8 protein-coding genes are annotated in these 11,384 nt (G+C 73.8%); 4 read left to right on the top strand and 4 right to left on the bottom strand.

Going from position 1 to position 11,384, the window contains the following annotated elements; genetic code table 11:
• Positions 1-372 (top strand): GNAT family N-acetyltransferase (locus tag ABYE80_RS02420; protein WP_372788390.1); only part of this gene is annotated, 372 nt, incomplete at its 5' end.
• 16 nt (positions 373-388) lie between these two features.
• Here ABYE80_RS02420 and ABYE80_RS02415 read toward each other — a convergent pair.
• From ABYE80_RS02415 to nirB, 3 genes are read right to left on the bottom strand one after another with little or no spacing between them, the layout of a single operon-like run.
• The gene (locus tag ABYE80_RS02415; protein WP_372788388.1) at positions 389-4,057 is read right to left on the bottom strand and encodes a molybdopterin-dependent oxidoreductase; all 3,669 of its coding nucleotides are present in this window, start codon (positions 4,055-4,057) and stop codon (positions 389-391) included.
• A complete protein-coding gene (nirD, locus tag ABYE80_RS02410) occupies positions 4,054-4,389 on the bottom strand; it encodes a nitrite reductase small subunit NirD (protein WP_372788386.1) in 336 nt (111 codons plus the stop codon). Before nirD ends, ABYE80_RS02415 begins: the two co-directional genes overlap by 4 nt.
• The gene (nirB, locus tag ABYE80_RS02405) at positions 4,386-6,821 is read right to left on the bottom strand and encodes a nitrite reductase large subunit NirB (RefSeq protein ID WP_372788385.1); all 2,436 of its coding nucleotides are present in this window, start codon (positions 6,819-6,821) and stop codon (positions 4,386-4,388) included. Before nirB ends, nirD begins: the two co-directional genes overlap by 4 nt.
• Before the next feature lie 204 nt (positions 6,822-7,025).
• Here nirB and ABYE80_RS02400 point away from each other — a divergent pair, with 204 nt between their 5' ends.
• On the top strand, positions 7,026-7,625 hold the full coding sequence (locus ABYE80_RS02400) for a TetR/AcrR family transcriptional regulator (protein ID WP_372788383.1): 600 nt from the start codon (positions 7,026-7,028) through the stop codon (positions 7,623-7,625).
• A gap of 62 nt (positions 7,626-7,687) precedes the next feature.
• Here the strand turns inward: ABYE80_RS02400 and ABYE80_RS02395 are convergent, their stop codons facing one another.
• The gene (locus tag ABYE80_RS02395) at positions 7,688-8,647 is read right to left on the bottom strand and encodes a GGDEF domain-containing protein (RefSeq protein WP_372788382.1); all 960 of its coding nucleotides are present in this window, start codon (positions 8,645-8,647) and stop codon (positions 7,688-7,690) included.
• Between the two features lie 191 nt (positions 8,648-8,838).
• Between ABYE80_RS02395 and dnaK the strand changes: the two genes are divergently transcribed.
• A complete protein-coding gene (dnaK, locus tag ABYE80_RS02390; protein ID WP_372788380.1) occupies positions 8,839-10,752 on the top strand; it encodes a molecular chaperone DnaK in 1,914 nt (637 codons plus the stop codon).
• A gap of 3 nt (positions 10,753-10,755) precedes the next feature.
• Positions 10,756-11,382, top strand: coding sequence for a nucleotide exchange factor GrpE (locus ABYE80_RS02385; protein ID WP_372788378.1), 627 nt, complete (start codon positions 10,756-10,758; stop codon positions 11,380-11,382).
• The last annotated feature ends 2 nt before the right edge of the window (positions 11,383-11,384 follow it).

The following is an 11,384-nucleotide window of genomic DNA, read 5'->3' as shown; positions in this document are numbered from 1 at the left end:
TACGGATGGACCGACCGCCTCGTCTGGTCCGAGCGGCAGTGGCGGGACTGGACGGCCGGCGTGGAGACCTGGGTCGCGATCGCCGGGGACGAGAGCGACGGCGGCGGCGCCGCGCACGCCGGGTTCTTCGAGCTGCAGGTGCAGCCGCGCAGCACGGTGGAGCTCGCGATCTTCGGCCTGCTGCCCCGGTTCCACGGCCAGGGCCTGGGAGGCTGGCTGCTGACCGCGGCCCTGGAGCGGGCCTGGCGGCTGCACCCCGACGGCACGCGGCGCGTCTGGGTGCACACGCGCCGCCTCGACGGCCCGGCCGCGCTGCCCAACTACCTCGCGCGGGGCCTGCGGCCGTTCGACGCGCTGGTCGCGGACGTCTAGACCGTCGCCTCCCCGCTCAGCGCGCCAGCGCCACGTCCCGGCGCATCCGCGCGACGATCGCCGCCACGTCGGGCCGGCAGCCGCCGCAGCCGGTGGAGGCGCGCGTGTGCTCGGCGACCTGCTCGATGGTCGTGAGTCCGCGGTCGCGGATCGCGTGCTCGATCTCGCCGTGGGTGACTCCCTGGCACGAGCACACGTTCATGGCCGGGTCGGTCGTCCCGTCGAGCGCCTGCGCGTTCGCGGTGACCGGAGGACCGTCGAGCAGCTCCGCCGGGACCTCGTCCTGGTCGTGCAGCAGCTCGCGCAGGCGCCGCGCGTCCCGCAGGTCCCCGAGCAGGATCGCCCCCGCGAGCCGGCCTTCGCGGAGCAGCAGCCGCCGGTAGCGCCCGCGCCGCGTGTCGAGCGAGAGCACCTCCTCGTCCCCGTCCTCCTCGGCGACCCGTCCGCAGCAGAACAACTCGATGCCCGCGACCTTCAGGGTGGTCGCGGGCGCGACGCCGTGGAACGCGGCCGGCCGCCCGGCGATCGAGGCCCCGGCCGCCCGCGCCTGCTCCAGCAGCGGGGCCCACAGCCCGTACACGGCGCCGCGGTGCTCGGCGCACTCGCCGACGGCGCGCACGCCGGGCGCGCTGGTGCGCAGCTCGTCGTCCACCAGGACCCCGCGGTCCACCTCGAGGCCGGCGGTGCGGGCCAGCGCGACGTCCGGGCGGATCCCGGCGGCCACCACGACGAGGTCGGCGGGGATCTCCTCGCCGCCCTCGAGCCGGACCCCGCCGACGGCGCCGCTGCCGTCCTCGGCGACACCGACGATGGCCTCGGTCCTCGCGCTCGTGCGGACCTTGATCCGCAGGGCACCCAGGGCGCGCGCGAGCAGCGACGCCGCGGGCGCGTCGAGCTGCTGCTCCATCAGGCGGTCGGCGAGATGGACGACGGTCACGCGCACGCCGCGCTCGGTCAGGCCGCGCGCGGCCTCCAGCCCGAGGAGCCCACCGCCGATCACCACGGCACGCCGGGCGTCGGCCGCCGCCTCGAGGATCGAGCGCGTGTCGGCGAGGCTGCGGAAGACCAGGACCCCCGGGCGGTCGATCCCGGGCACCGGGGGGACGAACGGGCGGGACCCGGTCGCGAGGACCAGGTCGTCGTAGGCGACGATCTCCCCGTCGGAGAGCTCCACCGTCCGGGACTGGGTGTCGACGTGCCGCGCGGCGACCCCCAGGCGCAGGGTGACGCCACGATCGGCGAACCACTGGGGGTGGCGGAGCGCCAGCTCCTGCTCCCCCACCTGGCCGGCGAGCATCGACGAGAGCAGGACGCGGTTGTACGGCGCGGTCGGCTCGGCGCCGATGAGGGTGACGTCGAACGCCGCCGGTCCGGCCTCGGCGTGGGCCAGCGCCGCCTCGACCGTCGCCATCCCCGCCATCCCGCCGCCCACCACGACGAGCCGTCGGCGCGGCGCTCCGTCGCGGGCGCTGCCGGCACCTGGGTCGGCGACCGCGATCTTCTCGACGCGCACCGCGCTGGCCTTCAGCTCGGCCTGCTTGGAGGTGGGGTCGATGGCCCGGGCGACGACCGCGTTGAGGGCGCCCGCCCCGGGCGCGAGGTGCAGCGCGCCCCAGTGGAACGGCGCGAACGCGACACCTTCCCGGACGCGATCGGTGACCCGGGCGCGCATGGTCGCCCGCCCGCGCCGCGAGCGCACGAGCACGTGGTCGCCATCGGCGACGTCCGCGCGCTCGGCGTCCCGCGGGTGCAGCTCGACGAAGGGCTCGGGCTCCGCGGCCAGCAGGTCCTTGGCCTTGCCGGTGCGGGTCATCGTGTGCCACTGGTGCGCCACCCGGCCGGTGGTGAGCACGAGCGGATGATCGGGACCGATCGGGTCGGCCGGCTCGGCGTGGGGCGTGGGGGCCAGGCGGGCGCGACCGTCGGGGGTCGAGAACCGGCGCCCGACGTAGAGGCGCTCGGTGCCCGCGTGATCGGTGCCCTCCGGTCCGCGTGCGGGGATCGGCCACTGCAGCGGTCCTTCCTGCTGCAGCCGCTGGTGCGTCAGCCCGGTCTGGTCGCACAACCGCCCGGCGGTCGTGCGCACGTACTCGGCGTGCACCTCGGCGGCGCTGGACCAGCCGAACGCGCCGGGGTAGCCGAGCGCGCGCCCGACCCGCGCGAGGATCTCCCAATCCGGCAGGGCGTCGCCGGGTGGCGGGACCAGCTTGCGGACGAGCGACACCCGGCGCTCGCTGTTGGTCTGCGTCCCGTCCTTCTCGCCCCATTGGGCGGCCGGCAGCACGACGTGGGCGAGCGCTCCGGTCTCGGTCGGGTGGTAGGCGTCCTGCACGACGACGAGCTCTGCGCGGCGCAGCGCGGCGGCGAAGCGGGCCGCGTCGGGCTGGGAGACCACGGGATTGGTCGCGATGATCCACACCACCTTCACCCGGTCCTCCTCGAGGGCCTCGACCAGCTCGGTGGCGGGGATGCCCGGAGCGGGCGAGATGCCCGGTGCCGCGGCGGGCACGTCCCACAGGGCGCGCATCTCGGCGCGATGCTCGGGGTCGGTCACCATCCGGTAGCCGGGCAGCAGGTGGGCGAGCCCGCCGGACTCGCGTCCGCCCATCGCGTTGGGCTGGCCGGTGAGGGACAGGGGCCCCGTCCCGGGGCGCCCGATGTTGCCGGTCGCCAGGCAGAGGTTGATGAGGGCGCGGTTCTTGAGCGTCCCCACCGTGGACTGGTTCGCGCCCATCGACCACAGGGCCATGGCGCGGCGCGCGGCGCCGAACCCGCGCGCCGCCGCGACGATGTCCTCGGCCCGCAGGTCGCACGCCTCCGCCGCCCGACCCGGGGTCCACTCCCGCGCGGCCGCGAGCGCCTGCTCGGACCCCTCGGTGTGCCGGGTCAGGAACGCCTCGTCGAGCAGGCCCTCGGCCTCGAGCACGTGCAGCATCGCGCTGAGCAGGGGCAGGTCGGCCCCCGGCCGGACCGCGAGGTGCAGGTCTGCCATCTCGGCCGTCGGCGTGCGGCGCGGATCGATCACCGTGACGTGCGCGCCCTCCTGCTGCCGACGGCGGATGCGGGCCCAGACGATCGGGTGGCAGGCGGAGGTGTTGGTGCCCAGCAGCAGCAGGTGGTCCGCCTGCTCGATGTCGGCGTAGGCGCCCGGGGGCCCGTCGGAGCCGAGGGCCCCGGTGTAGCCCGCGACCGCGCTGGACATGCACAGGCGCGAGTTCGAGTCCACGTTGTTGGTGCCGAGGAACCCCTTGGCGAGCTTCGAGGCCACGTAGTAGTCCTCGGTCAGCATCTGCCCCGAGAGGTAGAACGCGATCGCGTCGGACCCGTGGCGGGCCTGCACGTCGAGCAGACGGCGCGCGAGCTCCCCGGTCGTCTGGCGCCAGGTGCGCGCGCGCCAGCGGTCGTCCGGGCTGTCGCGCCACAGCGGCGTGGTCGCGCGGTCCCCCGCGACGAGCGCCTCCGGCAGGCGCAGCGGCTTGCGGCAGGTCGCGCCGCGGTTGACCGGATGCAGCGGATCGCCCTTCACGGCCTGCACCCGGCCGCCGGCCACCTCGGCGATCAGCCCGCAGCCCGTCCCGCAGTACGGGCAGCCCGTGCGCACCGAGCGCGTCCGGGTCGGGTCGGGCGGGCTCGGCAGGCCGCCCGGACGAGCGCCGGTGCCACCGGCCGCCACCCACGCGCTCACGCGGCGTCCTCGAGGTCGGCCCGGCCTTCGGCCAGCCGGACCCACAGCGCGCCGTCGCGCTCCTCGATCTCGTGCACCTCGATCGTGTCGGGACCGCCGATCTGCGCACCCGAGCGCAGGTCGAAGCGCCGCTGGTGCAGCGGGCAGGTCACGCACGAGTCGGCCACGATGCCGTCCTGCAGCGGGCCGCCCTTGTGCGGGCAGCGCGCGTCGGTCGCCGCCCAGCCGCCCGGCAGCCGGAACACGGCGATCTGGTGGCCGGCCACGTGGACCGAGCGGCCCTCGAGCATCGGGACGTCCTCGGCGCAGGCGATGCGGGTCCAGACGCTCATCGGGGCGCCTCCACCCCGGCTGCGGCCATGGCGACGAGGTCCAGGCCCTCCGGGTCGGAGTCGAGCTCCGCGAACTGCTTGGGGTGCACGGGCTCGCGCCGCTCACGCCACGGGTCGGGGTCGCACGCGGCCTTGGCGATCGCGAAGCGCTCCAGCAGCGCCGCCTGCTGCTCGGGATCCAGGACGACGGCCTGGATGGCCTCGAGCCCCAGACGCTCCTGGAAGCCGTAGGTCCGCTCGAGGTGCTCGCCGTGCTCGCGGTAGTACTGCAGGTAGACGAGCGCCAGCCGCTGCGCCTCCTCGGCCGTCTCGACGGTCGCGAGCAGATCGCCCTTGCGGACCGAGGCGCCGGCCGCCCCGCCTACGTAGATCTCCCAGCCGTTCTCGATCGCGACCAGGCCGATGTCCTTGACGTAGGCCTCGGCGCAGTTGCGCGGGCAGCCGGTGACGGCCGCCTTGACCTTGTGCGGGGTGTGCAGACCCTCCATCGCCGACTCGAGATCGATGCCGACGGTGATCGCGTCCCCGAGCCCGAAGCGGCAGAACTGCGTCCCGACGCAGGTCTTCACGGTCCGGACCGCCTTGGCGTAGGCGTAGCCGGACGGCATGCCGAGGTCCTCCCAGACCGCGGGAAGCTGCTCCTTCCTGACGCCGAGCAGGTCGATCCGCTGGCCGCCGGTGATCTTGATCATCGGCAGCTCGTACTTGTCGGCGACGTCGGCGAAGCGACGCAGCTCGTCACTGGTGACGACGCCGCCGCGGATGCGCGGGACCACGCTGAACGTCCCGTCGTGCTGGATGTTGGCGTGGACCCGGTCGTTGATGAACTTCGCGTGGCGTTCCTGCCGGAACGTCGCCGCCTGGCGCTCCTCGATCAGGTAGGACAGGCCCGGCTTGCACGCGCCGCAGTCGCGACCGGCGCCGCAGGCCTCCGAGAGCTCGGAGACGCGCGTGATCCCCTTCTCGCGCACGAGGGCGGCGATGTCCTCCCGCGTCTGCTTGCGGCAGGGGCACAGGTAGGCCGGCTCCTCGGCCGCGCCCGCCCGCTCGATCTGCAGCAGCTCGGTGACCACCGGCTTGCAGGAGCCGCAGCCCGCGCCGGCCCGGGTGACGTTGACCACCTCCTGGGTCGAGCCGAGCCCGCGCTCGCGGATCGCGGCGACGATCTCGCCCTTGCAGACCCCGTTGCAGTTGCAGACCTGCGCTGCGTCGGGCAGCTCGGCAGCGGTGGCCTGCGAGGCCTCCGCCAGCAGGCCGAGCGGGTCCTCGCTGACGCGGCCCGTGCGAACGGCGTCCATCAGGAGCTCGGCGCCGCGGGCGTCGCCCAGCAGCACCGCGCCGAGCACCGTCCCGTCGGGCGCGGTCACGAGCTTGCGGTAGGTCCCGGCCGCCGCGTCGGCGACCACGACCTCGCGCTCGCCCTCGGCCGCCCCGGCGGTGACGAGGTCGACCCCCATCACCTTCAGCTTGGCGGTCGGGATCGAGCCGGGGTACGCGACGGCGCGGTCCGGCGCGACGAGCGTGTCGGCGGCAACGCGGGCCTGGTCCTGGATCGGCGCGACGATGCCGTGGACCACGCCGCGGTGCTGCGCGCACTCCCCGACCGCCAGCACCCGGGGGTGCGAGGTCACGAGGTGGTCGTCGACGACGACGCCACGCTCGACCGTGAGGCCGCAGTCGCGGGCGAGCCCCACGTGGGGACGGATGCCGACCGCGACCACCACCAGGTCGCACGCGAGCCGCGAGCCATCCGCGAACTGGAGCCCGGCGGCACGGCCGTCCGGTCCGGCGAGCACCGTGGTCGTGGCGTGCTGCAGGCGCACATCGACGCCGAGGCCGGCGATGGCCGGAGCCAGCAGGGCGGCGGCGGGCGCGTCGAGCTGACGCTCCATGAGCCGGTCGACGAGATGGATGACCGAGGTCGGCGTGCCGAGCTTCGCCAGCGCGTACGCGGCCTCGAGGCCGAGCAGGCCGCCGCCGATGACGGCAGCGTGGCCGGCGGACCGCGCGGCGCCCAGGATGGCCGCGCAGTCCGCCGGGTCACGGAACACCTCGACGCCGGGCAGGGCGGAGCCCTCCAGCGGAGGCACGAGAGCATCGGACCCGGTGCACAGCACGACCCGGTCGTAGTGCAGGACGGTCGCACCGTCGTCCAGCGTGGCGGTCCCGGCGTCGGGGTCCAGGGCACGCACCCGCTGACCGGTCAGGACCATGACGCGCTGGTCCTCGTACCAGTCCGACGGGCGCAGCCGAAGGTCCTCGACGGAGCCGCCGTCCAGCAGGGCGCCGAGGCGGACGCGGTCGTAGGGCAGGTGGTCCTCGCCGCACACGAGCGTCAGCGGGACGTGGGGGTCGCGGGCGCGGACCGCCTCGCAGACCGCCTGCCCGGCGATGCCGCCGCCGACGACGAGGATGCCGTGGGTGGAGAACATCAGCCCGCCGTCCTGCGGTGTCGGTGCGCTGCGAGGTCCATCACAAGGCCTTCCGTCGGGGGTCGTGCGTGCACCGAGGTCGGTGTCCAGGATCAAGCTAGACCCGATGAAATGGGCCTTCTACGACATCCGGTCGAAGCCGCTCGAGCAGATTCCGCCCCGCGGTCGAAGGTGAACCGACCGGTTCGAGAACATGCTTGCGGGATGGCCAGGCCACGCGCTCGTCTCGACCTCTCGGCTCTCGCGGACGCCTTCGCGGCGGACGGGCTGCACGGCGTTTCCACGGCGGAACTCGCGGCGGCGCTCGAGGTGGCGAAGCCGACCCTCTACGCGCACGGGTCGAGCAAGGAGGCGCTGTTCCTGCGGGCCGTCGAGGCGGAGGTGGAGCGGGTGATCGATCGTCTCCACGGCGCGGAACGCGCGACGGTCGGCATGGTGGCCCGGGACCGGGCCGCCGCGTCGGTCCGGGCGCTCCTCGACCATGCGGCGGCGCGGCCCGCCGGGGCGCGACTGCTGCATCGCACTGCGCACCATGCCTCCTCCGAGGTCGCCGACCGCGTCGCCGCGGCGCTCCGGCGGGTGCCCGACCGGCTCACCGAGGGGCTGCGCCGCGACCTGGCCGCGGATGGGCTGGACCCCGAGCGCGCGCCGTTCCTGGCCCGTGCGCTCTACGGCGCGGCGTCGGCGCTCGCCGAAGTGCGTCCCGGGGAACGCCGCCCGTCCCGCGCAGTCCTGGCCGGTGTTGCCGCGCAGGTCGTTCCGATGCCGGCCTCCGTGCCCGCCGAGCCCTGGCCGACCGCCTGACCGCCCGACGGCCGGGGCGCCTCGACCGACGGGCCTGCCCGCTCGGGCGGGACGGCTCGAGCTCAGTCGCGCGCCCGTTTGAGCGCGTACATGCGCTCGTCCGCCAGCCGGTAGGCGGCTGCGAGGCCGCCGCCCTTCCCGGGGCGCGACGCGACGCCCACCGAGGCTTCGACGCCGGCCTCGGCGAGGCGGCTGCGGACCCGGTCGGCGAGCTCCCGTGCCTGTTCGGCGGGGCACTCGGGCAGGAGCACGGCGAACTCGTCGCCCCCCATCCGGGCGACCGTGTCGTGGCGTCGCACCGAGCCGAGCAGCACCGACGCGGTCCGCCGCAGCAGATCGTCGCCCGCGCTGTGGCCCTCCGCGTCGTTGATCTCCTTGAGGGCGTCGAGGTCCAGCGACAGGACCGCGGCGGGTGAGCCGTACCGGCGGCAGCGGTCCTCCTCGGCCTGGATCGCGACGTCCCAGGCCCGGCGGTTCGGCAGGTCGGTGAGGGCGTCGCGCAGGGCCTCACCCTCGGCCTGCTCGGCGCGCCGGGCCTCCTGCTGGGTCTCGAGCTCACGGGCCAGGATCGTCGACAGCAGCCGCGCGTACATGCGGATCGCGGGCAGCTCGTTGGTGAAGTCGGCGGCCGGCTCCGGGTCGATCGCGCACAGCGTGCCGAACAGCTCTCCGTCGGGCAGCTCGAGGGGGACGCCGATGTACGCCCCGATCTTCAGCTGCTGGGCGATCGGCGCGTCGGCGTAGGCGGGGACGGCCATCGCGTCGGGTGCGGCCTGCGGCGCCTCCCCGCGCGTCATCAGGGAGCAGAACGAGTCCGACCACCGCAAGGTCGTGCCCGCCTGCATGCCGTAGGAGCCGTCGTCGGCCGCACGCAGGACGATCCAGTCGGGTCCCGTCGTCCGGGTCACCATCCACAGCCCGAGCCCGAACCGCTCCTGGAGGTACTCGAGGACGCCGCGGCACGCGGCGTCGAAATCCTCGAACGGAGGCGAGGCGAGCTGATCTCCGTCAAGGGAGTCCATCACCTCCAAGTGTGACGTATCGGGCCCTCCCCTCGACGGGGAGCCGGTGCGCCGGAGCTCCGGGACCTCGGCGGGCGGACGAGAACGCCCGTCGTGAGGACCGGCGCACGATCTGCCATACTCGGACTCAGATTTCACGCGGCACCTGCACGCATCCCCCCGCACCCCGTCACTGAAGGAGCCTGAACCCCATGGGCAAGACCATCGGCATCGACCTCGGCACCACGAACTCCTGCATGGCCGTCCTCGAGGGCGGCGAACCCACCGTCATCGAGAACGCCGAGGGCGGGCGCACGACCCCCTCGGTCGTCGCGTTCACCTCGGGCGGCGAGCGCCTGGTCGGCACGGTCGCCAAGCGTCAGGCCGTGACGAACCCGACGAACACGATCTTCTCCGTCAAGCGCTTCATGGGCCGCAAGGAGGCCGAGGTCAAGGAGGAGGAGTCGATCGTCCCGTACAAGGTGGTCGCCGGCTCCGGTGGAGATGCGCGGATCGAGGCCGACGGCAAGCAGTACTCGCCGCCGGAGATCAGCGCGATGACCCTCGCCAAGCTCAAGGCCGACGCCGAGGCGTACCTGGGCGAGACGGTCGACAGCGCGGTCATCACGGTCCCCGCCTACTTCAACGACGATCAGCGCCAGGCGACCAAGGACGCCGGCAAGATCGCCGGGCTCGACGTCAAGCGGATCATCAACGAGCCGACCGCCGCGTCGCTGGCCTACGGCCTCGACAAGGAGGACGACCAGACCATCCTCGTGTTCGACCTCGGCGGCGGCACCTTCGACGTGTCGGTGCTCGAGATCGGCGACGGCGTGTTCGAGGTCAAGTCGACCGCGGGTGACAACCACCTCGGCGGCGACAACTGGGACAAGGCGATCGTCGACTGGCTCGCCGGCGAGTTCAAGAAGGACCAGGCGATCGACCTCAAGTCCGATCCGATGGCCCTGCAGCGGCTCTACGAGGCCGCCGAGAAGGCCAAGATCGAGCTGTCGAGCGCGCAGGAGTCGCAGATCAACCTGCCGTTCATCACCGCGGACCAGTCCGGCCCCAAGCACCTCGACGTCCGCATCACGCGGGCGAAGTTCAACGAGCTGACGTCGGCCCTGCTGGATCGCGTGGTCGCACCCGTCCGCCAGGCCCTGGACGACGCCAAGGACAAGGGCGCGTCGAGCATCGACCACGTCGTCCTCGTCGGCGGCATGACGCGCATGCCGGCCGTGCAGGAGAAGGTCAAGGAGCTCACCGGCAAGGATCCGCACCGCGGCGTGAACCCGGACGAGGTCGTCGCGATCGGCGCCGCGATCCAGGCCGGCGTCCTGTCCGGTGACGTCAAGGACGTGCTGCTGCTCGACGTCACGCCCCTGACCCTGGGCATCGAGACCAAGGGCGGCGTCATGACCAAGCTGATCGAGCGCAACACCACGATCCCGACCCGCAAGTCGGAGGTGTTCTCGACGGCCGAGGACAACCAGCCCTCGGTGGAGATCCACGTGCTGCAGGGCGAGCGCGAGATGGCGACCTACAACAAGTCGCTGGGCAAGTTCCAGCTCACCGGCATCCCGCCGGCGCCGCGCGGCGTGCCGCAGATCGAGGTCGGCTTCGACATCGACGCCAACGGCATCCTCTCCGTGTCCGCGAAGGACCTCGGCACGGGCAAGGAGCAGAAGATCGAGATCAAGGCCGGTGGCGGGCTCTCGGACGACGAGATCAAGAAGATGGTCCAGGACGCCGAGTCCAACGCCGAGGCCGACCGTCAGGCGCGCGAGCTCGCCGAGGCCCGCAACGGCGCCGAGAACGCCGCGTACCAGGCCGAGCGTCAGCTGAAGGACCTGGGCGATCAGGTCGACGAGTCGTCCAAGACCGAGATCGAGACGGCGATCAAGGAGGTCCGCGAGTCGCTGGAGTCCTCGGACGCCGCCACGATCACCGCCAAGGCCGATGCGCTCCAGGCCGCCTTCCACAAGGTGTCCGAGGCGCTGTACGAGAAGGCGCAGCAGGAGGCCGCCGCGGCGGGTGCCGACGGGGAACCCGGTGGCAACGGCGCGTCCACCTCGGCCGACGAGGAGGATGTCGTGGACGCCGAGGTCGTGGACGAGGGCCGTTAGGTCGTGTCGGCCCCCGATCACACGCCGCAGGACGGCGCGGGCGACCAGCCCGCGCCGGAGGCCGGCGAGCCGGTGCCCACCGCTGCGGCCGAGGAGCCCGTGACGGCACCGGACCCACCGGAGGACCACGACGGCGTCGTGCCGGTCAGCGCCCATCCGGAGGCCGAGCCCGAGGACCCGGCCCCGCTGCCCGATCCCCCGGCGGAGCCGGACTTCAAGGACCTGTACCTCCGTGAGCGCGCGGAGCTGGAGAACGTCCGCAAGCGCGCGCGCAGGGACGTCGAGGTCTCCCAGAAGCGCGGGATCGCGCGGCTCGCGAAGGAGCTGCTGCCGGCGCTCGACAACCTCGAGCGTGCGCTCGCCGCCGCCCAGGCTGCGGAGGGCGATGGGCAGGACCACATCACGAGCGGCCTGCGACTCGTGCAGCAGGAGCTGATCGCGTCGCTGGAGCGGGTGGGCATCGTCGCCGACGCCCCCGCGGGCGAGCCGTTCGACCCGCACCGTCACGAGGCCGTGGCCCAGACGCCCGCGGAGGGCGTCGAGTCGGGCGTGATCGTCGAGGTCTATTCGGCCGGCTACCGGTTCGGGGATGACGTCCTCCGAGCAGCGAAGGTCGTCGTCGCCCAGTAGGG

The organism is Paraconexibacter sp. (assembly GCF_041602235.1).
Taxonomy (GTDB): domain Bacteria; phylum Actinomycetota; class Thermoleophilia; order Solirubrobacterales; family Solirubrobacteraceae; genus Paraconexibacter.
The sequence above is the reverse complement of the archived record's forward strand: the minus strand, read 5'-3'. Positions and strand labels throughout refer to the sequence as shown.